At 69.9% G+C, this 25,946-nt stretch carries 29 protein-coding genes and 2 pseudogenes; 13 read left to right on the top strand and 18 right to left on the bottom strand.

The genetic code is table 11. The features are described 5' to 3' along the window. Positions 1-50: 50 nt before the first annotated feature. Positions 51-668: a hypothetical protein gene (locus OG587_RS29955; RefSeq protein WP_329081012.1), complete on the bottom strand. Its 618-nt coding sequence runs from the start codon at positions 666-668 to the stop codon at positions 51-53. After that, positions 665-2,020 carry a molybdopterin-dependent oxidoreductase gene (locus tag OG587_RS29950; protein ID WP_329081011.1) on the bottom strand — a complete coding sequence of 452 codons (1,356 nt, stop codon included), beginning with the start codon at positions 2,018-2,020 and terminating at the stop codon, positions 665-667. Before OG587_RS29950 ends, OG587_RS29955 begins: the two co-directional genes overlap by 4 nt. Before the next feature lie 362 nt (positions 2,021-2,382). On the opposite strand from OG587_RS29950, the gene OG587_RS29945 reads away from it, so the two are divergent. After that, the gene (locus tag OG587_RS29945; RefSeq protein WP_329081010.1) at positions 2,383-3,387 is read left to right on the top strand and encodes an NAD-dependent epimerase/dehydratase family protein; all 1,005 of its coding nucleotides are present in this window, start codon (positions 2,383-2,385) and stop codon (positions 3,385-3,387) included. 125 nt (positions 3,388-3,512) lie between these two features. Here OG587_RS29945 and OG587_RS29940 read toward each other — a convergent pair whose 3' ends face one another. Then, positions 3,513-4,940 carry a hypothetical protein gene (locus tag OG587_RS29940; RefSeq protein WP_329081009.1) on the bottom strand — a complete coding sequence of 476 codons (1,428 nt, stop codon included), beginning with the start codon at positions 4,938-4,940 and terminating at the stop codon, positions 3,513-3,515. A gap of 91 nt (positions 4,941-5,031) precedes the next feature. On the opposite strand from OG587_RS29940, the gene OG587_RS29935 reads away from it, so the two are divergent. Continuing rightward, on the top strand, positions 5,032-5,697 hold the full coding sequence (locus tag OG587_RS29935) for a glycosyltransferase family 2 protein (protein WP_329081008.1): 666 nt from the start codon (positions 5,032-5,034) through the stop codon (positions 5,695-5,697). Then, positions 5,694-6,557, top strand: a complete 864-nt coding sequence (locus OG587_RS29930) for a TIGR04282 family arsenosugar biosynthesis glycosyltransferase (RefSeq protein ID WP_329081007.1) — start codon at positions 5,694-5,696, stop codon at positions 6,555-6,557. Before OG587_RS29935 ends, OG587_RS29930 begins: the two co-directional genes overlap by 4 nt. On the opposite strand, the pseudogene OG587_RS47305 reads toward OG587_RS29930, so the two are convergent. After that, positions 6,538-6,765 (bottom strand): annotated as a pseudogene (locus tag OG587_RS47305) (hypothetical protein); the annotation flags it as partial. The gene OG587_RS29930 and the pseudogene OG587_RS47305 sit on opposite strands and share 20 nt — an antisense overlap. 285 nt (positions 6,766-7,050) lie before the next feature. Between OG587_RS47305 and OG587_RS29925 the strand changes: the two are divergent. Together OG587_RS29925 and OG587_RS29920 are read left to right on the top strand one after the other, a co-directional pair. After that, positions 7,051-7,629 carry an RNA polymerase sigma factor gene (locus OG587_RS29925; RefSeq protein ID WP_184753533.1) on the top strand — a complete coding sequence of 193 codons (579 nt, stop codon included), beginning with the start codon at positions 7,051-7,053 and terminating at the stop codon, positions 7,627-7,629. Further along, positions 7,626-8,588 carry a CU044_5270 family protein gene (locus OG587_RS29920; protein WP_329081002.1) on the top strand — a complete coding sequence of 321 codons (963 nt, stop codon included), beginning with the start codon at positions 7,626-7,628 and terminating at the stop codon, positions 8,586-8,588. The genes OG587_RS29925 and OG587_RS29920 overlap by 4 nt, the downstream gene beginning before the upstream one ends. 8 nt (positions 8,589-8,596) lie before the next feature. Here the strand turns inward: OG587_RS29920 and OG587_RS29915 are convergent, their stop codons facing one another. The 5 genes from OG587_RS29915 to OG587_RS29895 form a co-directional block, all read right to left on the bottom strand. Continuing rightward, a complete protein-coding gene (locus OG587_RS29915) occupies positions 8,597-9,244 on the bottom strand; it encodes a hypothetical protein (protein WP_329080999.1) in 648 nt (215 codons plus the stop codon). Continuing rightward, positions 9,241-10,428, bottom strand: a complete 1,188-nt coding sequence (locus OG587_RS29910) for a molybdopterin-dependent oxidoreductase (protein ID WP_329080998.1) — start codon at positions 10,426-10,428, stop codon at positions 9,241-9,243. Before OG587_RS29910 ends, OG587_RS29915 begins: the two co-directional genes overlap by 4 nt. Beyond that, positions 10,425-10,994, bottom strand: coding sequence for a methyltransferase domain-containing protein (locus OG587_RS29905; RefSeq protein WP_329080996.1), 570 nt, complete (start codon positions 10,992-10,994; stop codon positions 10,425-10,427). Before OG587_RS29905 ends, OG587_RS29910 begins: the two co-directional genes overlap by 4 nt. Positions 10,995-11,864: 870 nt before the next feature. Continuing rightward, entirely contained in the window at positions 11,865-13,412 is a 1,548-nt protein-coding gene (rox, locus tag OG587_RS29900; RefSeq protein ID WP_329080995.1) for a rifampin monooxygenase, read from the bottom strand. 282 nt (positions 13,413-13,694) lie between these two features. Beyond that, the gene (locus OG587_RS29895) at positions 13,695-14,183 is read right to left on the bottom strand and encodes a transposase (protein WP_329080994.1); all 489 of its coding nucleotides are present in this window, start codon (positions 14,181-14,183) and stop codon (positions 13,695-13,697) included. Between the two features lie 180 nt (positions 14,184-14,363). Here OG587_RS29895 and OG587_RS29890 point away from each other — a divergent pair, with 180 nt between their 5' ends. From OG587_RS29890 to OG587_RS29865, 6 genes are all read left to right on the top strand, one after another. Beyond that, positions 14,364-14,873 (top strand): SigE family RNA polymerase sigma factor, encoded by a 510-nt coding sequence (locus OG587_RS29890; protein WP_329080993.1) that lies wholly within the window; start codon positions 14,364-14,366, stop codon positions 14,871-14,873. Continuing rightward, on the top strand, positions 14,873-15,643 hold the full coding sequence (locus OG587_RS29885; protein ID WP_329080992.1) for a hypothetical protein: 771 nt from the start codon (positions 14,873-14,875) through the stop codon (positions 15,641-15,643). The genes OG587_RS29890 and OG587_RS29885 overlap by 1 nt, the downstream gene beginning before the upstream one ends. 205 nt (positions 15,644-15,848) lie before the next feature. Beyond that, complete coding sequence (locus OG587_RS29880; RefSeq protein WP_329080990.1) at positions 15,849-16,175, top strand: PadR family transcriptional regulator; 327 nt, start codon at positions 15,849-15,851, stop codon at positions 16,173-16,175. Beyond that, positions 16,172-16,528: a DUF1048 domain-containing protein gene (locus tag OG587_RS29875; RefSeq protein WP_329080988.1), complete on the top strand. Its 357-nt coding sequence runs from the start codon at positions 16,172-16,174 to the stop codon at positions 16,526-16,528. The genes OG587_RS29880 and OG587_RS29875 overlap by 4 nt, the downstream gene beginning before the upstream one ends. Position 16,529: 1 nt before the next feature. Then, positions 16,530-16,856 (top strand): DUF1048 domain-containing protein, encoded by a 327-nt coding sequence (locus OG587_RS29870; RefSeq protein ID WP_329080986.1) that lies wholly within the window; start codon positions 16,530-16,532, stop codon positions 16,854-16,856. Positions 16,857-17,035: 179 nt separating this feature from the next. Beyond that, the gene (locus tag OG587_RS29865; protein ID WP_329080984.1) at positions 17,036-17,641 is read left to right on the top strand and encodes an ABC transporter permease; all 606 of its coding nucleotides are present in this window, start codon (positions 17,036-17,038) and stop codon (positions 17,639-17,641) included. 454 nt (positions 17,642-18,095) lie between these two features. Here OG587_RS29865 and OG587_RS47300 read toward each other — a convergent pair whose 3' ends face one another. From OG587_RS47300 to OG587_RS29840, 6 genes and pseudogenes are all read right to left on the bottom strand, one after another. Then, on the bottom strand, positions 18,096-18,608 hold the full coding sequence (locus tag OG587_RS47300; protein ID WP_443075637.1) for a GNAT family N-acetyltransferase: 513 nt from the start codon (positions 18,606-18,608) through the stop codon (positions 18,096-18,098). A 234-nt stretch (positions 18,609-18,842) separates the two neighbouring features. Then, positions 18,843-19,493 (bottom strand): annotated as a pseudogene (locus OG587_RS47295) (class I SAM-dependent methyltransferase); the annotation flags it as partial. Continuing rightward, a complete protein-coding gene (rsgA, locus tag OG587_RS29855; RefSeq protein WP_329080980.1) occupies positions 19,490-20,572 on the bottom strand; it encodes a ribosome small subunit-dependent GTPase A in 1,083 nt (360 codons plus the stop codon). The pseudogene OG587_RS47295 and the gene rsgA, both read right to left, overlap by 4 nt. Before the next feature lie 69 nt (positions 20,573-20,641). After that, positions 20,642-21,235 (bottom strand): hypothetical protein, encoded by a 594-nt coding sequence (locus OG587_RS29850; protein ID WP_329080978.1) that lies wholly within the window; start codon positions 21,233-21,235, stop codon positions 20,642-20,644. A gap of 106 nt (positions 21,236-21,341) precedes the next feature. Continuing rightward, positions 21,342-22,040 carry an alpha/beta hydrolase gene (locus OG587_RS29845; RefSeq protein WP_329080976.1) on the bottom strand — a complete coding sequence of 233 codons (699 nt, stop codon included), beginning with the start codon at positions 22,038-22,040 and terminating at the stop codon, positions 21,342-21,344. Positions 22,041-22,072: 32 nt separating this feature from the next. Then, positions 22,073-22,249, bottom strand: a complete 177-nt coding sequence (locus OG587_RS29840; protein WP_329080974.1) for a hypothetical protein — start codon at positions 22,247-22,249, stop codon at positions 22,073-22,075. A 111-nt stretch (positions 22,250-22,360) separates the two neighbouring features. On the opposite strand from OG587_RS29840, the gene OG587_RS29835 reads away from it, so the two are divergent. Further along, the gene (locus OG587_RS29835; RefSeq protein ID WP_329080973.1) at positions 22,361-23,275 is read left to right on the top strand and encodes a LysR family transcriptional regulator; all 915 of its coding nucleotides are present in this window, start codon (positions 22,361-22,363) and stop codon (positions 23,273-23,275) included. A 135-nt stretch (positions 23,276-23,410) separates the two neighbouring features. Here the strand turns inward: OG587_RS29835 and OG587_RS29830 are convergent, their stop codons facing one another. Together OG587_RS29830 and OG587_RS29825 are read right to left on the bottom strand one after the other, a co-directional pair. Continuing rightward, positions 23,411-23,575 carry a hypothetical protein gene (locus OG587_RS29830; protein ID WP_329080972.1) on the bottom strand — a complete coding sequence of 55 codons (165 nt, stop codon included), beginning with the start codon at positions 23,573-23,575 and terminating at the stop codon, positions 23,411-23,413. A gap of 5 nt (positions 23,576-23,580) precedes the next feature. Next, positions 23,581-24,033: a DNA-binding protein gene (locus OG587_RS29825; protein WP_329080970.1), complete on the bottom strand. Its 453-nt coding sequence runs from the start codon at positions 24,031-24,033 to the stop codon at positions 23,581-23,583. On the opposite strand from OG587_RS29825, the gene OG587_RS29820 reads away from it, so the two are divergent. Then, positions 24,032-24,646 carry a histidine phosphatase family protein gene (locus OG587_RS29820; RefSeq protein WP_329080968.1) on the top strand — a complete coding sequence of 205 codons (615 nt, stop codon included), beginning with the start codon at positions 24,032-24,034 and terminating at the stop codon, positions 24,644-24,646. The two genes, OG587_RS29825 and OG587_RS29820, sit on opposite strands and share 2 nt — an antisense overlap. 589 nt (positions 24,647-25,235) lie before the next feature. On the opposite strand, the gene OG587_RS29815 is transcribed toward OG587_RS29820, so the two are convergent. Then, positions 25,236-25,940, bottom strand: coding sequence for a TetR/AcrR family transcriptional regulator (locus OG587_RS29815; protein WP_329080966.1), 705 nt, complete (start codon positions 25,938-25,940; stop codon positions 25,236-25,238). Between the last annotated feature and the right edge of the window lie 6 nt (positions 25,941-25,946).

Here is a 25,946-nt window from a genome sequence, read left to right as displayed (position 1 = left end):
CAGGGCGTGCCGATCCCCGCACCGGCCGAAGCCCGTTCCGTTCATACCGTTCACCGGACAGCCCCCGGCCCAGGCGGCTCGGGAGGAGCACGTGGTTCGGATGGTCCGGGCGGGCCGGGGGTGCCCGATGGTCTGGGAGGGCCCGACGGCCCCGGGGAGATATTGCCGCGTGGTGCGGAGGGTGCTCTGTCTCGTCGCAGCCGGACGGCGTAGGCGATCGCCGATCCGGCGAAGAGCACGCCGGTCACCAGCAGCCATCGTCCCAGGTAGGGGCTCGTGTCCAATGTCGTCGCCCCCCGATAGGTGCGCGAGGATCCCCCGAGGATGAGGGGGAACCAGACGATCAGCAGCAGTCCGGACAGGCCGGCCGGTACGCGCAGGTAGTTGGTCATCGGCGGCCACCGGACGCCGGGCCGTGGCCGGGGGCGCCACCGGTTCGACCGCGCGGCGACGTCGGCGAGGGAGTAGAGGGGGAACAGCACGAGGTCGTGGACGATCGCGGCGCCGACGAACCACAGCAGGAATCCCACCCAGATGCCCGCGACAACGACGCGGCTGGCGGCGTACCCGGCCAGTGCGAAGCAGGCGAGCAGCGCGAGCAGATGCAACGGGTCGGCGCCGTAGCGGGTGGTCGCCCGCCGGCGCAGGTCACGGATCCGGGATCTCATGAAACGGCCGGCAGGAAGTCGAGCCGGCGCACCCACTTGGTGTTGTGCACGCCGGGGGCGTTCGGGACCATGATCCGGGCCGGGAACCCGTGGTTGAGGGAGAGGTCGGCGCCGTTGACCCGCAACGCCAGCAGGGAACGGGGATCGGCCACCTGCCGGGCGCTCAGCGACGCGTGGCTGAACACGCCCCCCATCTGCAGGGACCGGACGAAGACGTCGGACCCGCCCACCGCCGCTCCGGCCAGCCGCGCCAGATCTGCCAGGCGCACGCCGGTCCACGTCTGCTCGGTCGACCACCCCTCCACGCAGGCGATCGGCAGCCGGTAGGTGTACAGCGGCATCGCCAGCAGATCGGCGCGGGACAGTCGCGCCGGGTGTGGCCCGATCAGTGTGAGCCGCCACTGCGGGCCCATCCCCGCCATGTCGACGCCCACGTCGGCCGCTGTTTTGTTCACCTGGAAGTCGTTCGGTCCCGTGCCGTAGACGCGCCCGTGGGGGGCCAGCAGCGCGGTGCGCCGCAGTGGCCCGTCGATGGTCTGGCCGACGGACAGGCCGAACATCAGCATCGAGCCGCCGCCGACGAAGGCGAGCAGGCCGCGCCGGGACACGGTGGGCGGCGCCGGGTCGGCGGCGACCAGACCATCGGGATCGGGTGGTTCGGGGTGGGTGTCGGCCAGGCCGGTGCGCAGCTCACGGCGGATGTCGCGTGATCGCAGCGCACTGATCATCCGCGGCAGTTTGAAGGCGACGTGGACCACGAACGCCGCCAGGAAGATCCAGGCGCCGTACAGGTGCGCCGGGTAGAAGGAGAACGGGAACACGTAGAAGAGCTGGATGTTGAGGATGCCGGTGACGAACTCGAACACCGCTCCGCCGACCAGGAGCAGCAGGCTGGCCCGTTCCACCGCCTCGGCCGGGGAACGGGCGGGCGGCCAGGCGAACAGTTTGTGGATGACCGACCACAGCTTGGCCAGCAGCACCGGCACCAGCGTCAGCCCGAGGATGACGTGCGTCCCCTGGGTGAACCGGTACAGCCACACCGGACGCGTGGGCCAGTCGAAGAGATAGAAACCCAGCAGCCCCTTGCCGGGGGTTATGTCGTTGCCCGGCAGCCGGGGATTGTAAGCGGCGTACGACAGCAGCCCGGTGATCGCCAGGATGGGGATGCCGATCAGCAGCACGAGGCCGAACACCGAGGTCAGCCACGGGCCGCGCAGCGGGCTGCGCCAGAACTCCTGCCGGAACGGGCCGGGCGGCGGATGTTCGCGCAACCACCCGCTGAGGCCTCGGCCGGGGTCCGGAGCGGGCTCGCCGTCGTGCTGGGCGGGTCCTGGCGATGGTCGATCTGACACGGATCACCCCCGGAGTCAGTGCCTGACGCGAAACTGAGGAACACTCATATAAGCAGCCCAGCATGGGCCCATAAGTTCCGTTTCCGATAGAAAGGCCCTTCTGAGCATTGTAACTTACCGTTATAAATCTTGATCTGACAGTCATCGGGGTGTTCTCGCCCGGACGGGTGCCCGATACCGAGGACGACCGGGGCGGCTGGGTGAGCGACGGCGCGGGGAGGGGGCAGGCGGCCGAACCGGCGTACGGGGCGGGTAACCGGTCGATGCGCGTCCGCCGCGGAGCCGAGGCGAAGTTCTTACGGGCCGCGAACTTTTCGCGCCGTTCTCCGGCCGCCACCGGATCAGGCAATAGCGTCGGCGGGATGAGGGTACTGGTAACCGGTGCGGCCGGTTTCATCGGAAGTCATGTGACCGAGCTGCTGGAGGCGGCCGGCCACGAGGTCGCCGGTCTCGACCTCCGGCCCCGGGGCGGGCACCTGGTCGGCGACGTGCGCGACACCGAGCTGCTCACCCGGTCGTTGCGTGGAGTGGACGCGGTGGTCCACCAGGCGGCGAAGGTCGGCCTCGGAGTCGATGTCTCCGATCTGCCGGACTACGCGTCGGTCAACGTGTACGGCACTGCCGTACTGCTCGCGGCCATGGCGGAACGCGATGTGGGACGGCTGGTCCTGGCCTCGTCGATGGTGGTGTACGGCGAGGGCGCCTACGACTGCCCGGGACACGGCAGGGTCCGGCCCGGCCCGCGTTCGCGGGAGGATCTCGCCCGCGGCGCGTTCGAGCCCCGCTGCTCGCGGTGCGGAGCGGAGCTGACCCCGGCCGTGATCAACGAGGACGCGCCCCCGGACCCCCGCAACGCCTACGCCACGACCAAGCTCGCCCAGGAGCACCTGGCCGCCAACTGGGCGCGGGAGGTCGGCGGCACGGTGGTCGCGCTGCGCTACCACAACGTCTACGGGCCGAGGATGCCCAGGGACACCCCCTACTCCGGGGTGGCAGCAATCTTCCGATCCGCGCTGGAGGCGGGCAGGGCCCCCCGGGTGTTCGAGGACGGCCGCCAGCGGCGTGACTTCGTGCACGTCGGGGACGTGGCCCGCGCCAATCTCGCGGCCCTCGGAGCCGTTTCCCCCCGGGGGGCGCTGACGGCCTGCAACGTGGCCAGCGGCGAACCGCGCACGATCGGGGAGATGGCCTCCGCTCTCGCGGCCGAGCACGGGGGTCCCGAACCGGTCACCACCGGCGAGTATCGTCTCGGCGACGTGCGGCACATCGTCGCCGCCCCCGACCGCGCCGCACGTGATCTCGGGTTCCGCGCGGAGATCGGGTTCGCCGAGGGGATGCGGGAGTTCGCCGGGGCGCCCCTGGGCTGACCCTCCACCGCGTCGACATCGCATATGCCGGGTCCGCGCTCCGCCCCTCGGCGGCCATACCCGTCCCGGACGCTCCCGGGCTCACCGGGCTGCCACGGTGGGTAGCGGCACACGAGTCCGGTGGATCACCAAGGGGAGATGACGAGGCCCTGCAGCAGGAGTCCGGTCAGGGCCTGGACGGCGAGCCACCGGCGGTCCGGCGCCTCCGGCGACCTCGGCGCCCAGGCTGCGGCCAGGACGATCCAGGTGGCGTAGGGCAGCCAGATGCGCTCGACCTCTCCTCTGGTCACCCCGCTGACGTCCAGGGCGAGCACGGCCACGATCGCCGCCGCGACCAGGGCGCGCGCGCCGCCGGACGTCATCCGTACCAGGCCCGCGGCGGTCGCCGGGCCGGTCAGCAGGGCCAGCACGGCCAGGTTGGCGATCAGGAAGTAGAGGTAGGGCCGGGCCGCGCCGGGGTCGGCGGCCCACTCCGCGTGGGTGGCGAGCACCCCCGACGGCCACAGGAAGCCGCCCGCGGCGAAGGCGGCCGTGACCGCCGCCGCCCCCGCCAGGCAGGCGACCGCGGTCGCGCGGGAGATCCTCGCGGCGAGGGCGGCGACCACCGGGATCAGCAGGTAGGGCACCAGGCCGTAGCTGAGGTACGGCAGGGCCCCCAGCGACACTCCGGCCGCCACCCCCGTGAGAACGCGAATCCTGCCCCCGGCACCCCCGCACACCAGCAGGGCCACTCCCCAGGCGCCCACCCCCGCGAAGAAGGCGTCCATGCTCGTGGCGATCCACACCGCGGCCGGGCTCAGCGCGAGGCAGGGCAGCGCGAGCCGGGCGCTCTCCTCCCCGGCGAGTCGCCGGACGGTGAGCGCGACGGCCACGACCGCCGAGCAGCCGACCACCACGACCAGCACCGCCGCCCAGAACGGCCCGGGCAGCCCCACCCTCGCCAGGGACCAGAGCACCAGCACGGGCAACGGCGGGTGCCCCCGCACATGGGTGGGATAGCCGGGAAGCCGCTCGGTGAAAGAGGCCAGCCACCCCAGCGGGTCGTCCCCCACCGCGGGCAGCACGGCCAGGTACTCGTACCGGCTGGTGAACGGGTGGGCCAGCCCTTCGCCGGAGACGGCCAGCAGCACCGTCCACGCCAGAGCCGTGCCGTACGCGACGAGCAGGGCCGCCCCGAAACGCAGCCGCGCGGTCAGGGCGGGCAGCACGGCGACCGCGAGAACGCCGAGGAGCAGGGGCGGCAGAAGCGAGACCGACGGCGTGCGGAAGTGCCCGTGCAGGGGCGACAGATGGTCGATGGGCAGCAGGCCCAGCGCGTGCAGGACGGCCCCGGCGGCGAACGCCACGACGACGAGCGAGGCCCAGACTGCGAGCGCCGGCCCGCTCCGGCGACCGCCGGGACCGCCGGGACCGCCGGGACCGCCGGGACCGCCGGGACCGCCGGGACCGCCGGGACCGCCGGGACCGCCGGGACCGCCGGGACCGAAAGCCTTCCGCAACGGCCCATATGCCGCGCGCGGGTCCCTGACCTGCTGCCGGGAGTGTTTGATCACCCTTCTAGATTAGGTATGAGCCGCGTTTTTTCCGGAACACGTCACTGCTCCGTAAGGGTTGAGGGACCCTGTCGACCTTAGCGTCTCAAGCATGGAGATCGATGTGGTGCTCCCGTGCCTGGACGAGGAGACGGCCCTGCCGTGGGTGCTGGAGCGGATGCCTGACGGTTACCGGCCGATCGTGGTGGACAACGGTTCCACGGACGGATCGGCGCGGGTCGCGGCCGAGCTGGGAGCGCTGGTGGTGAGCGAGCCCAGACGCGGGTTCGGCGCCGCCTGTCACGCGGGACTGCTGGCCTCGACCGGCGAGGTGGTGTGCTTCATGGACGCCGACGCGTCGCTGGACCCGGGCCAGCTTCCACGGGTGACCGAGCCGGTCGTCTCGGGTCACGCCGACCTGATGCTCGGCAGGCGGATCCCCGTGCCGGGAGCGGCCTGGCCGCTGCACGCGCGGCTGGGCAACGCCTTCCTCGGCCGGCGGCTGGCCGGCCGTACCGGCACGAGGCTCCGCGACATCGGCCCGATGCGTGCCTGCCGCCGCGCGGACCTTCTGGCCCTGAACCTGGCCGACCGGCGCTTCGGTTACCCGCTGGAGATGGTGCTGCGGGCGGCCAACCGGGGTTGGCGGATCGCCGAGACCGGGGTGGACTACCTGCCTCGCACCGGGCGGTCCAAGGTCACCGGCACCGTACGCGGCACGCTGCGCGCGGTCGGCGACATGCGCAAGGTCCTGAGCGAGCCGGACGGCGCGAGATGACCGGCGATCGCAGCGAGACACGGCAGAGCGCGCACGCCCGGGAGCACGGGCGGCCCGGCGCGCCCCGCGCGGCGGGAGACGGACGGCGTGACCCGCTCTCGTGCCGGGTCGTCGACGACATCGACGGTGGAGGCCAGATCGTCGTCATCGCCAAGGAACCGGTGGCAGGGCGGGTCAAGACCAGGCTCACCCCTCCGTTCAGCCCCGCCGAGGCCGCCGCCCTGGCCACCGCCGCGCTGGCCGACACCCTGGACGCGGTGGCCGGCGCCCCGGCACGCCACCGGGTGCTGGCACTGCGCGGCGGCACCGGCCCCTGGCTGCCGCCGGGCTTCGCCGTCCTGCCGCAGCGGGGCACCGGGCTGGACGAGCGGCTCGCCGCCGCCTTCGAGGACGCCCACCGGGCCCGCCCGCTACCCGTGGTCCTGATCGGCATGGACACCCCGCAGGTCACCCCCGCGCTCCTGGCCGACGCGATGGCCGGGCTGGCCACCCGCGACGCCGTGTTCGGCCCCGCGGCCGACGGCGGGTTCTGGTTGCTCGGCCTGCGCCGGCCCGACCCCGCGCTCCTGCTCGGCGTGCCGATGTCGAAGCCCACGACGGGCGCAGCCCAGCTGTCGCGGCTGCGCGCGGCGGGCCTGTCGGTGGGGATGCTGCCCCTGCTGCGGGACGTCGACACCGCCGGCGACGCCGAGGCGGTGGCGGCCCAGGCGCCCTCGTCCCGCTTCGCCGCCGCCCTCGCCGCCCTCGCCGCGCTCGGGACGGGAGGCGGGGAAAGGCCAGGTCGATCAACCCGTCGGCCAGGACACGCACCTTCCTCTCCCCTCCGGGAAGCTTGGCCAGATAGATCGCCCGCCACATGATCCAGGCGAGCAGCCCTGACAGCCTGCGGCCGCGGATCTCGGCCACGGCGGTGCGGTTCCCCAGCGCCACCAGGATGCCTAGGCCCCGGAAGCGGGACTCCGCGGGCGGGCGGCCACGGAGTACGGCGGCGATTCCGCGTTCGTGACGCACTATCCGTTGGATTTTCGGCCAGGACCCCAGGGACCCCGTGAGTCCGCCGACACCCATCCTGACCAGGGTGTCGGCGCGGGGCCCCACCAGTAGGCCCCGCACCCAGTCAGAACGGCGTCTCGGCGGCGGCGACACTCCTCCCGATCACCGGCCGGCGACGGTCGGCACCCAGTAGACGGTCTCCAGCACGAAGTCCTCCCGCGCCTGGCCGCGGCGGCGGATCTTGGCGCGCGCTCGTGGCCTTCACCCGAGCCTGCCGGGCGGTCGGCAGCGTCCCGTGAACTCGTTTCCTGACTTGTGTGAAAGGCAGGCGACACTACTTCCTTGAAAAGGCCCACCCCCATGCCCCTCAGTACGACCCTGTCTGACGCCGCCCTGATCGAACGGTCGTGGCGAGATCCCGAGGATTTCGCCTTGCTGTTCGACAGGCACGCAGGACACATCCACCGTTATGTGGCCCGCCGGCTCGGCGATGACACGGCCGACGACGTCGTCTCCGAGACGTTCCTCGCCGCGTTCAGGCAGCGCCGCGACTACGACACCGCCCGTCCGGAGGCCCTCCCCTGGTTGTACGGCTTCGCGACCAACTTCATCCGCCGGCATCAGCGCGCCGAGATACACCGATATAAGGCGTACTCGAAAATGGGCGTGCTTCCCGACGCCGACGACGCCGCGGAACAAGCTCTTGAGCGGGCGAGCGCGCATGCCGTACGCCGTCCTCTCGCCCAGGCGCTCGCCTCACTGAAGGCCCGCGACCGCGACGTCCTCTTGCTCGTGGCCTGGGCCGACCTCACCTACGAGGGGGTCGCCAACGCCCTGTCCATCCCGATTGGAACAGTCCGTTCCCGCCTCAACCGCGCGCGGGCCATCGTCCGCGATGCCCTCGGCAGCACCGACCCCACGACGGAGCAGACCTCATGAACGACCTGACCGACCTGACCGAACTGCGCGATCTGTTCGCCGACAAGGCGCACCCCACTGCGGACCGCCTCGTCCCCGCCCGTACCGCCCTTCTGGCCGAGGCCCGCACGAAACGCCGGCCCCGGGCCCGGCCGGCCGGCCTGCGGCGTCTGATGCTGGCAGGCGGCCTGGTCGCGGCGATGACCGCAGGAGTGATCGCCGTCCAGACGTTCAAGCCCGCCGCGCCCGCGAGCGCCGCTGAGGTCCTGAGGCTGGCGGCCGAGGCCGCGAGCGCCACCCCGTGGCCGGAACCCCGCGACGACCAGTACCTCCACTACGAGCGGATCGCGGAGACGCGCAGCGAGAACGGGGTTCCCAACGTCGGTCCGCGCCACATCACGGGCGAGGTCTGGGAGTCCGTCGACGGCTCCCGCCCAGAACTGTGGTGGCACAAGCCGTCGAAGTCCCACCCCCAGGGCCGCGAGTACAAGGAACTCCTGACCCGGTGCCCCAGCGGACCTGGCGCGGGGCGCCCCGCCTACGCTGACCTCCGTGGGTGGCCGACCGACCAGGAGCAGCTCCGGCACAAACTTGCCGAACGCGGTAACAAGATGGTCCTCAAAAAGGACACCGCGACCCAGATCTGGCGCGCCGTCGTCAGCGTCCTCGGCAGCCCGATCCCGCCCAAGCAGCAGGCGGCCATCTTCAAGATCGCCGCGACCCTGCCGGGCATCGAGACGGAAGAGCTCAAGGACGCCACTGGCAAATCGGGCATCGCCGTGACCCGGGTGGACAACCGAGGCCCCGGGGGCGCCATCTCCCGCGAATCCTTCATCTTCGACAAGACCTCCTACGTTCTCCTGGGCGGCCAGGAACTCGTGCCGGGGCAAGGGCGTGAACTCTGGTCCATCACCCGTCCACAGATCACCGACGTACTCCCGGCCTGGTCCAAGTCCTTGAAGCCGCGCGGCTGCGCCTAAGCCTGCGCTCACCGGACGGCAGGCCGATCGTTATCCGAGGAGGACACGAGGGGGATGAACGCTCTCTGGCCTCCATCGTTTTCCTCAGCGCCTGCGGGCGGCGGGATCACGTCCCGATTGCCGGCGTGCGAGTGCTTCCCCGGAGACTCGGGCGTAGCGGGCCGGTGAGGCGACCGAGGTGTGCCCGCAGCCCCCGGGCGGCGTGGCGGTCCAGCCTGCGGGCCGTGCTCACCCCGCCGAAGCCGCCGCCGGGCGCGCAGGCGGGACACGACCATCGCGCAGGCGGCGGCGAGCGCGATCACGGCCAGGACGGCGGCCAGATTGCGGCCGTAGTCCAGGGGCAGCAGCGAGGGGTTGTCGGCCCTCCGGCCGATGCCGAGGACCGCGGGAAGGGCCACCAGGCAGAGGATTCCCGCGGTGACCAGCGCGGCGCGCACCGGTGACAGGAAGGGCTCGCGCAGCCAGGCGGTGGCCGCACCGGCCAGCAGGACCAGCGGCACGACGAGCGCGTCGTGGGCCACGATCAGGCCGCCGAACCACAGGGCCCAGCCGAGCGGATCGGTCCGGTCGGCCTCCAGCAGCAGGCCGGTGAATCCCGTGATGATCAGTGCGGCGCCCACGCCGTACGCGGCCCGGCGGCGGATCCTCCCGGTCATGACACCACCACCCTGGTGACCCACTTGGTCTGCAGAACTCCCGGCCGGTTGGGCGCGATCAGCCGGAGCGGGTAGCCGTGGTCGGGGTCCAGGGGGCTACCGTTGATCCGCAGGGCCAGCAGGGTGAGCGGGTCGTTCCAGTGCGGCGCCCGCACCTCGCTGGAGTTGTAGGCGCCGGACCGCTCGAGCGACTCGACCACCAGGACGGCCTCCGGCGCGGCGCCGGCGCGCTCGGCGAGGTCGCGCAGCCGCACCCCCGTCCAGTCGGCCTCGGCGCTCCACCCCTCCACGCACGAGATCGGCAGCCGGACGGTGTGCTGCGGCATCGCCGTCAGCTCGGCGAGGGTCAGCGACAGTTCGGCGCGCACCGCCCCGGTCACCGTGAGCCGGAAGTCCGGGCGGCGGATCGTCTCGGTCACCCCGGCCGCGAGAGCCGTCCTGTTCACCGGGATGCCCTGCGGGCCCACGTCCGGGGCCCGCGGCGCCAGAACCGCCAGCTTCGACAGCGGCGCGAACGTCTCGCCGACGGTGACCAGGACGGTGAGCCCGCAGGCGGCGGCGACCGTACCCAGGAAACGGCGCCGCGACCGGGTCACCTCCGGTGCCTCGACGCGCTCGCGGGTCCACAGGTTCGCGCGGACCTTCGCCCACTCGTTGACGACGTGGATGAGGAGGGCGCCGTAGAGCACGTACGACGTCCAGTAGTGCGCCGCGGGGAAGGAGAACGGCCACAGGTAGGCGTAGGAGATGTTCAGCAGGCCGGTGATGAGCTGGAACAACGCGCCGCCGACGAGCAGGAGCACCAGCCCCCGCTCCACGGCGTGCGAGAGGGACCGCAAGGGCGGCCACTGCCACAGCCTGGGGTAGACGCTCCACAGCTTGGCCAGGAGCAGCGGGATCGTGGCCAGCCCGCCAATGACGTGCACCCCCTGTGTGACCCGGTACAGGTTGACCGGCCGCGAGGGCCACAGCATCCACGACGGCGGATGCTGCATGAAGTGGCTGATCAGACCCGTCACCAGGGCGACGGTGAAGCTGATGCCGAGCCATATGCCGAGCTGGGCGGCCACGCGTTCGGAGTGCAGGGGGCTGGTGAAGCGCCCGGGCAGGCTCCGCACGAGCGCGGTGGCCGCCTCGACGGGCCTTCTTCTCGCGGGAGGGTCGTTCGTGACGGGGTCGTTCATGACAGGGCCGCGAACCATCGCCCGGCCCCCTCCCAGCGCTCGGCGGCGGGGAATCCACAGCGCCGGGCGAGCGAGCCGATGTCGTCGGCGGAGACGGTCGCCCAGGCGAACCACTCCTCCGCCCGCTCGTCCTGGCGCAGCCGTACGCGTTCCACCATGCTGCGCGACCCCGGTGGGGAGAGCTCGGCGATCACCGCGCCGCCTGGCCTGAGCAGCTCCCGCAGGCGCCGCAGCAGGGCCTTCGGGTCACCGCCGATGCCGATGTTGCCGTCGGCCAGCAGCGCCTCGGACCACCGGCCGGTACCGGGAAGGGGGTCGAAGACGCTGCCGCGCAGGGCCAGGCCGCCGGCGCGCCGCGTCAGGCTGACGGCCAGCGGAGTGACGTCGATGCCCAGGGCGGGAACGCCCATCCGGGTGAGCGCCACGGTCAGTCTTCCGGGCCCCGAACCGACGTCAAGGGTGGGCCCGCCGCATCGGGCCAGGATGTGCTCATCGCCCTCGATCGGTCGCAGCCAGCGCTCGGAGGCGAGCGGCCGGACGCGGCCGTCGGCATACTCGATGTGCACGCTCCCTCCTCTCAGGGAATCCTCATAGAAGGCGCCGATCACGCGACTTTCCCACCCTCGCGGAAAACACTGGAAAAATCATTGAGTTGTACGACATTTCCCCTGAACACTGCATTCCCGTAATGCAATTCCGGTGAATTGTTAGGGCGACTTTCGGCGATCACGGTCTGACGTTACCGTGCCAGGACGCCGTAAACTCTTACAAACCCATGACGGACCCTCTTCTCTCCGCTATGCGCGCACACCGAAAGCGCCACGAAGTCAGGAAAGGCGCGCTGACCACCGGCAACGCGCCTCGTCAGGGTCGTGCTGGGCCGCCGTAACGCAACACGAAAAAAGCCGCTCCCCCAATGAGAGCAGGCATCGCCAGAAGTACCCATAAATTTGGCAGGAAAAGGTGCAATACCGTATAACGGTTGGCCGCGGAGGTGTTGTCGTAGCCCTCTTCGGCCACGTAAGAGGTGAGCACATACGGAAGATGAGCCGGGCGAGCAGCCCCGTCGCCGCCACCACGAAGCCGCCGATCACCACCAGGTATGCCCCGCAGCCGCTCGGCGGTTCACCCAACTCCGAAACCACCGCGGCGAAGAGCGCCCACCCCGGCCGCCAGACGATCTCCGCGGGCCGTCCGGCGGGCCGATTCGGCCCCAGCCCGCTTTCGTCACCTGTGACCACGCTCGGTCACCACCGAAAGTAAGCCAGAGCCAGAAACCAGTCCCTCTTCCGGTCGTCACTCGGAGGCCAACCCTCCTGGCGGGCCGACCCTGGCGCCAGAGCACCACGGCAGATGCTGCTTCCAGCCTTTCCGATGTCAGTCGCTACTGGCCGTTCCGATCCTTCTCACGGGCCTTTTCGGTTGCCCAGGCGAAATCAGTCGGCGGGCTTGCCGAACCAGCGGGAGAGGTGGCCGTCCAGGTCCTGTTGATCGTCGCCGATCCAGGAGACGTGGCCGTCGGGGCGTAGCAGGACGCACGGGACATCCAGTTCCGCGGTGGGATCCGCGAGGTAATCGACCCGGTCTGACCAGCCGCCGACGGTCAGGCGTTCGGTGCGGTCCAGCAGCAGGCCGCGGCCGCGATGCAGCAGACCGTAGAGGTGGCCCTGTTTCACGTCGATGTCGCGCAGGCGGCGGCCGAGCAGGGCGGGGCCCTCGCCGAAGTCGTAGCGGATGCCGATCGCGGTGATCTTCTCGATCAGATGGCGATTCACCTCGTCGAAGCCCATCAGTTCGGTGAGCAGCCTGCGCACGGCCTGCGGACCCGGTTCGGTGGACAGCAGTTCCATCTGGGCGCGGGTGTTGTCCAGCACGTCCTCGGCGACCGGATGACGTTCGGCCTGGTAGGTGTCCAGCAGTGTTTCCGGCGCCCAGCCGCGGATCTGTGCGGCCAGTTTCCAGCCGAGGTTGAATGCGTCCTGAACGCCCAGGTTGAGGCCTTGACCGCCGATGGGTGGATGGATGTGCGCCGCATCGCCGGCCAGCAGCACCCGCCCGACCCGATAACGTTCGGCTAGCCGGGTGGCATCCCCGAAGCGGGACATCCAGCGCGGGGAGTGCACGCCGAAATCGGTTCCGGCGATGCTGCGCAACTGTTGTTTGAAATCCTCGAGGGTGGGCGGTTCCGCGCGGTCGCTGACTCCCGCGGCGGGAACCACGACGCTGTAGACCCCTTCACCGAAGGGCCGGAGCCAGAATCGCCGATGGGTCTCGCCGATTTCGGTCACCTTGGCGGCGATCTCCTCCTGCGGCACGCCCACTTGCATCTCGCCCATCAGCGTCTCGGTCCGTGAGGGCTCGCCGGGAAAGCCGACGCCGAGCAGTTTACGCACCGTACTGCGCCCGCCGTCACAGCCGACGAGGTAGCGCGAACGCAGCTGTTCCCCGTCGGCCAGCTCGACGGTCACGCCCTCGTCGTCCTGCTCGAAACCGGCGACCGCGCAACCGCGCCGGACCTGCGCACCCAGTTCGATCGCATGTTCTTCGAGCAGGTGATTGATGACCGGCTGCGGGATGCCCAGGAAATAGGCGTGCGCGGAATCCAGGCCCTTGGGCGCGGGTTTGGGGATGGCGGCGAAGAAACCGCCGGCCGGACGCTGTCTTCCGTGTTCGAGAATGCGCTCGAGCAGTCCGCGCATCGCCATCAGCTCGAGACTGCGAATATGCAGACCGACTATGCGGACGAACGACGCGGGCTCGGTTTCCTTCTCCAGGACGAGTACCCGCACATCGTGCAGCCGCAGTTCGGCGGCCAGCATCGCACCGGTCGGCCCGCACCCGGCAATGATCACATCGAAGACGAGGGGCGCGCGATTGGCGCCGGAGGCCGGCGACCAGCGAACTCCGGGGACGTCGCCCACCGTGGAGTCACGCTCGGCCCTGTCGTTCGACGGCGGCTCGGCGGTGATCTGCTGAGAGTGCATGGGTGTTGCCTTTCGGGAGTGCCTTGTTGGCGAGGCGCTCCCGGCGACACCTACGTCAATCGCCCGACCGTGACGGGAAGGGGGAGCACCCACATCGATACAGCGTTCATGGGTCTCACCTCCTCGGGCGGTGTCGCGGTCAACTGCAAGCTACAAGCCCGGGCATCATCCCGTCCAATCCTTTCCCGGCCACGTGATCACGACTCCAAACGGGCCCGTGCGGCCGCAGGGCGAATCCGGCCCAGTTCCCACAGCGACCGCGCCGAGTCCGCCGACAACCCGTTACTCGAACCGCGCCCGGCCCGCGCCCACGATCCGGGCCACCCGGCCCGGCGGCTCGATCTTCAACGTCCGGCAACGCCTCGGCCGCGCCGCCCGCAGCCCCTCGTCCGTGAACACCACCGGGCAGATCTTGTCCGCCCGGGTCGGCTCCCGAAACCCCAGCGCCTCCCGCACCTGCGCCCGGCGCCGCTCGCGCCTGGGCCGGGGGCCGGCGATCGGCACCCCGCTGGGTGCGCTCGCCGTCGCCGTGGTGACGCTCGCGGTCACGGCCTGACCGGCCGCCCAGGACCGCGCGAGTTCGGCTTTCTCGGCCGTCGTCAGCCGGCCCGATGTTCCGCCTTCCTTGTCGGCGTCGGCCTGGGCCAGCCAATTTCGCAGGCAGGAGCGGCTGATCCCCAGCTCTTGGGCCAGGGTGATGATCGGTTTGTCACCGAGTCGGGCCAGCGCGACGGCGCGCTCACGAAACTCAGGCGGGTGAGGTGCGGGCACGGGTCTCTTCCTTCCCAGCCGACACAAGGTCGACTCAGACGACGTGTCCGTCCTGCGGGGGGGGGGAAGCTCAAGATGCATTGCTCCAGGTGTCACGAAGTTGCCCGTCGGCCGTCCGATGCAACCTCTGAGCGGGTTCGGCGCATCTACCTGGCGTGAAGCTATTTTTCTTGGAGACCGATGAGCCTCGATGAGGAGTACACCGCCTATGTGAGCGGGCGGTTGCCATGGTTGCGGCAGATCGCCTACCCGCTGTGCCAGGACTGGCACCGTGCCGACGATCTGGTGCAGACAGCGATAACGAGGCTCTATGTCAAGTGGCGTCAGGCGCGCGCCGCCGACAACCTTGACGCCTACGTCCGGACGATCCTCGTCCGGGTTTTCCTCGCCGAGCAGCGAGGAGGCTGGTTCTCGCGGGTACGGCTGACGCCCATGCCACCCAGCCCCCCGATCGAAGGCACCGACCGCGACACGGCCATGGACATGCGCCGAGCCCTCGCCGCGGTGCCGCCGCGCCAGCGCGCCACCCTCGTGCTGCGCTTTCACTGCGATCTGAGCGTCGAGCAGACCGCCCGGACGCTCGGCTGCTCCACCGGAACCGTCAAGAGCCAGACCGCCCGTGGCCTGGCCAACCTGCGCTCGATACTCGGCGCACCGGACTCGCGCCTGTCGCATACGGAGGAGCGCTGATGGACACCAGATCCCTGTTCGACACGCTGGCACACCAGGAGCAGCCGCCCACCTCGGTGGACGTGAACCGGGCCGTTGCGGCCGGCGGCGCGATACGCAGGCGCCACCGGATCACCGTCGTCGCGGTCTCGGCGCTGTCGGCCTGCCTGTCCGTCACGGTGGCCTGGCTCGGTCTCCCGCAGCCGAGACAGTGGGACGGCGTCACCGTCGCTGCGCCCACCGGGCCATCCGCCACGGCCACGGCCACGACGGAGCCCTCCAGCGCGAGATTCAAGGCGATGAAGAAGAAGTACCCGCCCGTCGGAAGGATCGCCTCCATTCCGGAGATACCGATCTGGATGTGGCTGAGCAGGCCAGCCTCCGACAGGAAAAGCCTTGTCCTGTGCGAGTCGCTCGCTGCCTGCGCGGGTTTTCCTCCGCTCACCGCCAAGGAGTTCGCCCGCACGCAGGGGGCGACGCTCGGCGTCATGAACGCGGAGCAGATGCGAGCCCTCCATCCTGACGCCACCGAGAAGGAACTGCGCGGGCTGATCCAAGAACAGGCGCGTGAGAGCGATTCCGAGAAAATCTTCTTCGGCATCGCCAGGGGTGCGGTTCACGCGATGAAGGCGGTCACTCCGGACGGGCGGGAGGTTTCCGGAGGCGTCGAGCGGAGCGTCGGAGCGGGGCTCGGGGTGTGGGCCGTGAAATACCCTCCCGGCGTCACAGCGGCGACGCTGGTCTTCACCGACGCGAACGGTAGGACCCTGCAGCGGATCAAGGGCGGCTGACGCTCAGACGCTGTGCCCTCGGTGTCAGGCCCCCGAGGGCAGCGTGTCGGCGGGCGATGCTGCGCCTGTGGCCGGCGATCTTCTACTTCCGGCGTACCGCGCGGCACTGTGCTCGCCGCCTGCCGGACACGATCCACTACTCCGTGGTACCGTGTAGTGGTACTCGGTGCCACGGAGTACCAAGAGGGACGGAAGAGGACCCACGATGGACGACCTGACGGAGATGCTGAAGGGCACGCTTGAGGGCTGCGTGCTTGAAATCATCGGCAGCGAGGAGACCTACGGGTACGCCATCACGCGTCGGCTGAACGAACTCGGCTTCGCCGACGTCGTCGAGGGGACGGTTTACACCATCCTGCTGCGACTGGAGAAGAACGGGCTCGTCCAGGTGACGAAACGACCGTCCGGGATGGGTCCGCCGCGCAAGTTCTATGCGCTCAACGACGCGGGGCGCGAAGAGCTCGCGACGTTCTGGGCGAAATGGGAGTACATCACATCACGGATCGACAAGCTCAAGGAGGGCGGGAGATGAGCTTCTGGGAGACCATGACAGGCAGCGATCTCACCAGGGAATGGAAGGCGTTCGAAGTTCGGGCCGAGGCATTGCCGGCCGACCACCGGGCGGCGTGGGGAGAGATCATAGGTCATCTTTTTCCCTACGGGGACTTCACAGGTCGAAACCTGATGCCGATTCTCGACGGTGCTCTGGGGCTGCTCGAAGAGACAGCGGCCGATGGGCGGAGCATTCACGAGGTGCTGGGTGACGACATCGGGGGCTTCTGCGCGGCGCTGGCCGGCGGAGAAGGGGCTCGGAGCTTTCGCGACCGCTGGCGCGAGCAGTTGAACAGGAACGTCGCAAGGAAACTGGGCCGGCTAGGAGGCTGACGTGGGCATCCAAGACATCATCGAGGGCAAGAAGCAGTGGCGGGCGCACATGGCGCGCATCAAGGCGCTCCCGTCGGATTACCAGATCGTCTACAAGGAGATTCAGCGGTACTTCTTCAAGGTCGGACCGACCGACTTGCTTGACGGGTCCCTGCTCTCAGGGATCGTCGATTTCTTCGAGGAGGGCGTCGCGGCCCGCAAGGGAGTCCTGGAACTCATCGGCAACGACGTCGCCGCCTTCTGCGACGACCTGGTCAAGGAATCACGCACCTACGCGGACATCTATCAGGAGTCCATCAGAGGTGAACCCGGCACGGCCGAGAAGTAACACCTGTCGACCCGGCCCCATACCGCTTGATCAGCGCCGGCGCCCGCATCATCGGCGCACGCACGGTGTTGGTCGACCCGAACTCCAGCGCCTCGATGATCTGAATCAAGCCCGTGCGGTAGTGGTTGGTGCGGGAGGTCTCGAGCACGCGCTGCTTGTGCTGCCGGTACGAAGACCCCTTGGCCTTTACTCCGCGCAGCGGCGTCACCAGAGTCGTCTACGTCTTCGGCGGCGCGATCAAAACAGGGTCGGACTCGTATGTGAACTACATGCTGCCCGGCATCCTGCTCATCACGGTGGCCTCGGGCATCGCCTACACCGCGTTCCGGCTGTTCATGGACATGAAGGGCGGCATCTTCGAGCGATTCCAGTCCATGCCGATCGCGCGCTCGTCGGTGCTGTGGGCGCACGTGCTGACCTCGCTGGTCGCCAATTCGATCTCGCTCGTGGTGGTCGTGCTCGTCGCTCTGCTGATGGGCTTCCGCTCGTCGGCGGGAGCGCCGGCGTGGCTCGCGGTCGCCGGCATCCTGATCCTGTTCACCCTGGCACTGACGTGGATCGCGGTCATCCCCGGCCTGTCGGCCAAGACCATGGAAGGCGCGAGCGCGTTCTCCTACCCGCTCGTCTTCCTGTCGTTCCTCAGCTCGGCGTTCGTGCCCACCGACACCATGCCCGGCCCGGTGCGTTTCTTCGCCGAGCACCAGCCGGTGACCTCCATCGTCAACGCCATCCGCGACCTGTTCACCCAGCAGCCGGTCGGCACCGAGTCATCGAGCTGCGGGTGAGCGGCGGCGACGTGGAGTTGATCCTCGCGCCTGACATCTCGCGCGTGGTGCGGGCTGACCAGCATTCATCGCCGGCATCGTGCCCAAGCGCGGCGCATCGCCAACCTGCGGCGGCACGGTCATCGTCCGCGGGGGCGGAGTCCTTCCAACAGGACGTGTCCGTCGCGATGGCGCCGCGCGGCTCCTTTCATTTCCGAAGCCGAGTGCACGGGCCCTTGCAGGGGCGCGGGCCATGGGAACCCGGTTGCCGGCAGAACACGCTGCTCGCGGCCGGTGCGTGCCTTCAGGGCCGGTGGCGGGCGGCCTGCCAGCGATCGGGTTTCCATCGTTGGCAGGCCGCCGCCTCAGGGGTCATCCGGGTATGTGCGTCACAAGGACGGAGCGGCTGTGGCCCAGGAGCGGCCGAGAGCGCCGAACCTATGGATGGCCGTGGTCTCGTCCCGGAGGGCCTGGGTCAGACTCCGAACGCGGCCGGGTAGCGGATGGTGCCGGACGGCACGGGCGGGGTGGGGTCGAAGACGAGCGCCATCATGTACTTGTCCTCGACGTCGAAGGGCGGCCGGATGGAGTGGCTGGAGGCCGGGGTGAAGCCGAAGCGCGGGTAGTAGTCGGCGTGGCCGAGCACGAGCACCAGGTTCTCGCCTTGCTCACGGGCGGCGTCGAGGGCGGCGTGGATGGCGGCGGAACCGGCGCCGCGCCGCTGGTGCTCGGGCCGTACGGCGCACGGGCCCAGGGTGAGCGCCGGAGAGCCGTTGACGTGGCAGCGGGTGAGCAGCGCGAATCCGGCGATGGAGCCGTCGGGTGCCTCGGTGACCCAGGACAGGCCGGGGATCCACGCCTGCCGGTCGGCGCGCAGCGCCTCGACCAGGTCGGCCTCGTGAGGGGTGGGGAAGGCGGCGAGGTTGACCTCGCGGATCTGGGTGAGGTCGGTGGCGGTCTCGGGGCGGGTGATCCAGGAAGTGGTCATGGAGGGGTTCGAGTCCGTTTCTGTGCTTGCCTGGGGGCGCAGGACGTAGCCGGTGTACTGGTAGTCAGTGCCGTGCTCGTGGCGCATGGTGATCTCTCGCAGGGTGGCCGCGACCGCTTCGCGCATCCCGGTCACGGTCAGGTCGGCCGCGTGGACTCGTTCCGACAGCGGCGTGTAGTACTCCTCGAACCAGTCGCTGTCGGGGAGCGAGTGCCGTGCGGCGACGGCATATCCGGCAGCGCGCGCCGCGGCGGCGTTCTGGTCTTGGGTGCGCAGCCGATAGTGCCGGTCCCAGAACGCCCGAGCTTCGGCGGACGGGGAATCGGTGGTCCATTCGCATTCGGTGACGACCAGCGTGCCGCCGGGGGCGAGCAGCCGCCGCCAGGAGTGCAGCGCGGCGTCGAAGCCGATGTGGTAGGCGGATCCTTCAGCCCAGATCAGGTCGAAGCTCTCACCGGGGAAGGGCAGGTCCGCCATCGACGCCCGGATCGTGCGGATGGCGTGGCCGACGCCGCGGGTGGCGGCGGCTCGCGTCAGCTCGTCGAGGAAGGGCTGGTGCAGGTCGAGCGCGGTGACCTCGGCGGCGGCCTCCAGGGCCAGTAGCAGCGAGGCGCGGCCTGGCCCGCAGCCGATGTCCAGCACGCGCGGACGCGGCGGAAGCGGTCCGGCCAGGGCCAGCAGGCGGCGGGTGGTCGCGTCGGAGCCGGGCCCCTGGCGAGGCAGGCCGTGGTGCAGGGCGAAGAACGCCGTCACGACGGGGTCGCCGATCGCGTCGTGCGGGGTGTCGCTCGCGGCGGTGGCTGTTCCTCGCGGGGAATGATCCGGCCCGGGGCCGTACTCGGCCGGCGGGTGGGTCTGCGACGGCGATGGGATGTGGCCGGTCATGACTGCTGGTCCCTGAACTTGTAGGTCGCGCGAAGATGGCTGGTGATGGCCTTCTGCTGGTTGGCGCGCTCGCCGCGCAGCCGGGCATCGGTGCGCGAGGCCGCCCATACGTTCTCGCGTTGTAGCTTGCGGTAGCTGCCCAGGCGGCGCTCGGTCAGCTCGCCCGCCTGGATGGCGGCCTGGACCGCGCAACCCGGTTCGGTGTCGTGGGCGCAGTCGCCGAAGCGGCAGTCCAGGGCGAGGCGTTCGATCTCGGCGAAGACCTGTTCCAGGCCGTCGGCGGCGTCGTACAGGCTGATCCCGCGCAGGCCGGGCGTGTCGATGAGGACACCGCCACCGGGAAGGGGGACCAGTTCGCGGCGGACGGTGGTGTGGCGGCCCTTGCCGTCCTGCGCCCGTACCTCGCCGGTGGCCAGAAGCTCGTCGCCGAGCAGCGCGTTGCCGAGGCTGGACTTGCCCGCGCCCGAGGATCCGAGCAGGACCGTGGTTCCACTCAGCGACGCGGTCAGCACATCGATGTTCTGACCGGTGGTCACGCTGGTGACCAGGATGTCCACACCTGGCGCCAGCTCGCCCGCTTCGGCGTGCACGGCGGCGGCGTCGGCGGCCAGATCCGCCTTGGTCAAGACGATCAGCGGCCTGGCGCCGCTGTCCCACGCCAGGGCCAGCAGCCGCTCCAGCCGGGCCGCGTCCAGCGCGGCGGCCAGTGAGACGGCGACGACGACGGTGTCGATGTTGGCGGCCAGCACCTGCCCGTGGGAGGTGCGTGACGCCGACGAGCGCACGATCGCGCTACGACGCGGCAGCAGGGCCACCAGCTCCGGTTCGCGTCCCGGACGCAGCGCGGCCCAGTCGCCGGTGCAGGGCGCCAGGAGCGGGTCGGGGGAATACAGCGCCGTGAGGGCGGCCCGCACCGGGCCGGACTCGGTGACCGCGTCACACAGGCCGCGATCCACCCGTGCGATCCGGGCCGGTACCAGGCCGGCCTCGCGGTGTTCGGCGAAGGCGTTGTCGAGTGTTTCCGTCCATCCGTACCGGGTCAGGCCGACGTCGGATGGATCCGTGAAGAGGTTTGGCAACGTGAGACACCTTGCGGGAAGGGGCCCCGACGAGACGCAGACATCACCCCCGCCTCCTAAGCCGGACGGCTACGGCGAGGGGAAGAAGTGGGTCAGACCGGGGCCCGGGACGTGAGGAATGTCCGGGCGCTGCACACGGCAGCGGTCTTCACCGCGGTCATCAAACCTCACCTCCCTCTCATCCGGAAATCCAACACCAAACGACCGGCAGCCTAGCATTCCCGACAGGATGCCTGTCACGGGTCCCTTGTCGGTGTTGTGGGCGGCGAGAGTGGCGCGTAGCCGCGTGCGTGCTTGCTCGGCTGTCGCGGTGTCGAGGTTGGCGAGCAGGTCTTTGTATTCCCGTAGGCGAAGCACGTTGTCGAAGGCGGTGGCGGTGTCCTGGCCGTAGTAGACGGGCTCGTGCACGTCGGTGAAGCTGACTTGGATGAAGCCTGCCGCCGCCAGGATGCCTTGTGCGATGGCCGGGTCGGCGAGTGAGAACGGGCCTGGACCACCGGTGGGAGGGGCGGGTGTGGCCGTTGCGGCGGTGAGGTTCCGGCGGATCGCGGAGGCCCATTCATCGCGGTCGCGATCTTGCCAGACCAGCAGCACGAGGCGCGCTCCGGGGCGCAGAGCGCGCCCGATATTGGTGAACGCGGCGACTGGGTCGGCGAAGAACATCGCTCCGAACCTGCTGATGCAAAGGTCGAAATGCGTCGATTGGCGACGGTCTGCGCGGGCCGTGTCCGTTCCTCGACACCCGGCGAGCCGGCCGCCGAGGAACGGTTCACTGCTCGATCCTCGTGGCAGACGCGTAGCCCGCCAACATGTCCGCCACCTCTTTGGGGCGGCTGAGTGCGACGCAGTGGCCGCCCGCGATCTCGTCGGGGACGATACCCAGGCGCTCGGGCACCAGCCGGCGAAAGAAGTCGGGCGGGAAGAATCGGTCCTCGCTGCAGAGCACGAACCTCGTCGGCACGTTCGGCCACGCGTCCAGCGGCCACGGAGCGGCCGATGCGGCCCTGGACGGATGGTCGCGCTCCTTGCCCACCGCCTCCTCGGCCAGCTCCCGGGGGACATCGTGGTAGAAGCTCACGAATGGATCCGCGTTGCCGGTCAAACCGCCATCGCGCCTGGCCTGCTCCCCCACCGCGCTCTGGCAGCCGGTGTTGGCCCACCACTCGTCCGGCGACTCACCCGGCGACGGGATCATGCCGGCCAGGAGGACCAGCACATCGACGGGCAGCCGATCGGCGACCAACGGGGCGGTGAACGCACCGAACGAGTGGCCCACGACGACCAGGTCCCGCTTGTCACCGACGGCCTCGACCACGGCGTCGGCGTAGTCCGCCAGGGTCTTCGACTCGTCATCACCCGGAAGGTCGGGAGCCAGCACCTCGTGCCCACGCGCTCGTAGCTCGGCCTCCACCAGGTGCCAGGACCATCCGACGTCTCCCCCGCCGTGGATCAACACGAATGTGCTCATTGGACCTCTCCCCTGATTGTCGGAACCCGGATTCATCGTTGGAACTCGGAGCGCACGACGACGGCGACCGCGAGCACCACGATCACGCCGCCGACGAGGGTCGGCACCGTCACCGGTTCGGCGAGGATCAGCCATCCCAGGCAAACGGCCAGGCGCCGCCGAAACCGTTCGCGGTGACCACCACGACCATGCCGGCGATGTCGGTGCACCGGTGGTTACCGTCATGCCAGCCACGCTAGGAGCCAGGCACCATCGTGAAAAGCGATTGTTTCCGATCAAATCGATCGCCAGGAGCGATGGCTGGGAGTACGTTGGGACCCGTGACCGATCTCGAACTGAGGCACCTGGCCGCGATGGCCGCCGTCGCCGAGGAGGGCTCGTTCGGCCGGGCGGCGGCCCGCCTCGGCTACACCCAGTCGACCGTGAGCCAGCAGATCGCCGCGTTGGAGAGGTCTGTCGGCGGCCCGGTGTTCGATCGACCGGGTGGGCCCAGACCGGTACGGATCACACCGCTCGGCGCCGTCGTCCTCGAGCACGGGCGCGAGCTGCTGGCGAAGGCGGCAGCCCTGGCCGAGGCCGTGGACCGGTTCCAGGCCGGCGACGGCCGGATCGACATCGGCACCCTCCAGAGCGTATCCACGGCGATCTTGCCGGTCGTCGTACGTCGGCTGCGCGACGAGCACCCCGGCTGCGACATCCGGCTGTCCGAGGAAGAGCCGGAGGCGCCTCAGATCGGCGATCTCGACCTGCTGTTCTACGACGGCCTCCTCAGCGGCGACGTCGAGCATGTCAAGCTGCTCGACGATCCGTACCTGCTGGTGGCCAGGAGCGGCGCCTTCTCCGAGCACTCTGTCCCGCTGGACCAGCTCGACGGTGCACCGCTGGTGGCCTGGCCGTCCACCTGCGACCAGCCCAGGATGGAGGAGGCATTCACCCGCGCCGGCGTGAACCCGAAGATCGTCTTCCGTACGGCAGGCAACGAGACGCTGCTGTCGATGGTGCGAGCCGGGATGGGATCGGCGGTGCTGCCGTGGCTCGCCATCCACGCCGCCGACGCCGAGTCCGACGACCGGCTCCGCGTCCACGAGCTGCGACCGGCCATCCCCCCACGCGAGATCTGCCTGCACTGGCGGGCCGGCCGTACCCACTCTCCCCTGGCGGCCCGAGCGATCGAGATCGCCATCGAAGTTGCGTCCGACCTGGCCGGCGAGCCGGCCCTGGAGCAGGGGTGCTGATAGGAAACGTGTCGTGAGCCCCAAACGAGCGTGCCCGTAGAACCAATGACGAATTCAGAGATGCGCGGGCCGGCGAAGTGCGCCCGACTCCGGTTTCTCAGGCCCGAGACCGGGCGGACGTACGCCTGCGACCGGTCAAGGTTGCGTGTGCCGGTCGAGGCCGAGCGTGGCGATGAGGTCTTCGTGGAACTGGAACCAGACGCGATGGCAGGAGTCGACGTCGGTGCGGTCCACCCAGGCGCTTTTCCCGGCTCGGGCGCGCGCCAGGGCCGCGGTGAATCGGGTGTCGTATCCGCGCAACCGCGTCAGGACGCTCCCGAGCCGGCGTCCTGTCGCGCTGTCAGGCGGGTGTAGTGCTGCTGGCACGCCTGGGGGGAGTTGAATCCCATCGCGTTCGCTATCTGCGCCCAGGTCCGTCCGGCGCTGCGGGCGGTGAACAGCAGGGCGGATTCGAGTCCTTCGACTTCGGCGCGTGTGGCGGGCAGGAGGGCCAGCGTGCTCAGGACGTGCTCGGGGTCCAAGTCGGCGTTGTGCCAGACGGCGAACTGGCCGAGGTCGACCGCCGACAGCGGGGTCGGCGAGGGGCGCCACGGCCTGGACCTCACCCATCCGGCCGGCGATGATCGCGCCGCCGCCCGGCCGCGCACAGCCCCCTCGCCCTCCGCCGCGCCGAACAGCCGTACCCACACCCCCATCACCCACGGACCGAAGGGAGACGGGAAACGGGCCCACGCGGGCACCGCACCCCAACCGCCCATGACCACGCGACACCTCTATCTGGCACGCCACGGCGCGGCCGACGCGTTCGGGAACCTCACCGACATCGGTCGCCGGCAGGCGGGCCTGCTGGGCGAACGGCTCGCCGGCCTACCGGTCGACGCCGTGTGGCACTCTCCGCTACCGCGTGCCGCAGCCAGCGCGCACGAACTCGCCCGGCACCTGCAGAACGCGCCCGCCGCCGAGGCCGCCGAACTTATCGACCATGTGCCCTACGTTCCCCAAGCGGCCGAAACACCCCCATCCTGGACCGGCTTCTTCGACGGCTACGATGACGCCGAGGCGGCCTCGGGTCAGAAGCTCGCCGAGGCCCTGCTCGCCCGGTTCGCGAAGTCCCCCGACACAACCGCGGCAGGAACCCGGCGCGACACTCACGAGGTTCTGGTGACGCACGCCTACCAGATCGCGTGGCTGGTGCGGCACGCCCTGGACGCGCCGCCATCCCGGTGGCTCGGCCTGAACAGTGCCAACGCCGCACTGACGGTCATCGACTACCGCACCGGCCTGCCACCGACGCTCGTGATGTTCAACGACATGAGCCACCTCCCGGCCGACCTGCGCTGGACCGGGTTCCCCGACGGCACGAGGCCATGAGGCGGCTCCCCAAGGCCCGTACACGTCTGCCGGCCGGGCTCCGACGCCCCCTTCTCCCATGTCTGAGAGTCGATGGGAGCGGCGGTCACCGAAGGCGGTGTTCATGGTCCGGGCAGCCTTGATGATCACGGGCCTGAGTAGGTGCCGTAGACGCCCTTGGTAATGCTGCCGCGCCCGTGCCTTGGTCTGGGTGAACGCGGTCCTGGCAGCCCAGTGACCGAAACGACAAGGGCCGGGTAACGGGAGCCCCGGGCGGAGACGCCCAGGGCGACCCGACCGGCCGCCTGGCGAGTTCGCAGGCGCCGTCATCGAGTCGTTCCGGGGACGGGGGTCCCGGTAGCAATGAAGAAATTTCCAACGAAGTAGCTTTTGACCCGCGGTGATCCCGGGCTTTATGACTAAGGTCTCGATTCGCTTATGGTGTGGACCATGGGCGACGATGACCCTCAATTCGGGTGTGGCTGATCGCGTGACCTTGTGAGGTCATCCGGTTGGGGCTTGAGTTCAGCGGGGACGCCGGCGCTGGACGGGGTCGGCTTCGGCGGTTCAGCGGCAGGTGTTAGGGCGCCGTTTCCTTGAGGCAGGGAGTTCACTGATGCCGGCGGCGGAGTGCTCGTTGCTCGGCGGCGTCGAGTGCGGGTGTGAGGGGTGCGAGCGTGGTGCGAAGGAGGTCCGGTAGCGAGCCAGACGGCACGACGAGCCCACTGGTTGTGAAGGACGAGGCAGTCGTCTGCAGCCACTGCTCGATCGCCACGCGAACTGCGGCGGCCACGCTCGCGGCGAGCACCCGTGCGGTGTGTGGATCGCCATCGCCGAGACGTTCGGCGATGGCGTCGGTGAGGGGATGTTCGATCGTGGTAGCGGTTTCGACGAATGCGTCGCGCAACGCGGGGCGGGTGGTGATCAGCAGTAGTGCGTCCCGGCCGGATTCGACCGGGGTGGTGTACTGATCCACGATCGCCTCGATGACGGCGTCGGCGAGGCCGACGCCGGCGGGCCGGTCGGCCACCGCCGCCGCGACTCGCGTTTCCCGTTCGCCGGCGACGGCGGCGACGATCGCCTGTTCGCGGCTGGAGAAGTAGTTGTTGTACGTCCTCGGTGAGACGCCGGCGGCCTCGGCGATGTCATCGACGCGCACGTTGTCCGGTCCACGCTCAAGAGCCAGCCGCAGGGCCGCCGCGCGCAAGGCCTCTCGGGTGGCCTGCTTCTTCTGCTCGCGCAGCCCCGTCCGTCTCGTCGTCACCGTCTCAGTATTCCAGTTTGAATGCGTGTACGCAAATTTGCGTACACGCATTTTTTT

The organism is Streptosporangium sp. NBC_01469 (assembly GCF_036227305.1).
Taxonomy (GTDB): Bacteria; Actinomycetota; Actinomycetes; order Streptosporangiales; family Streptosporangiaceae; genus Streptosporangium.
This window is presented reverse-complemented; position numbering and strand designations above follow the sequence as displayed.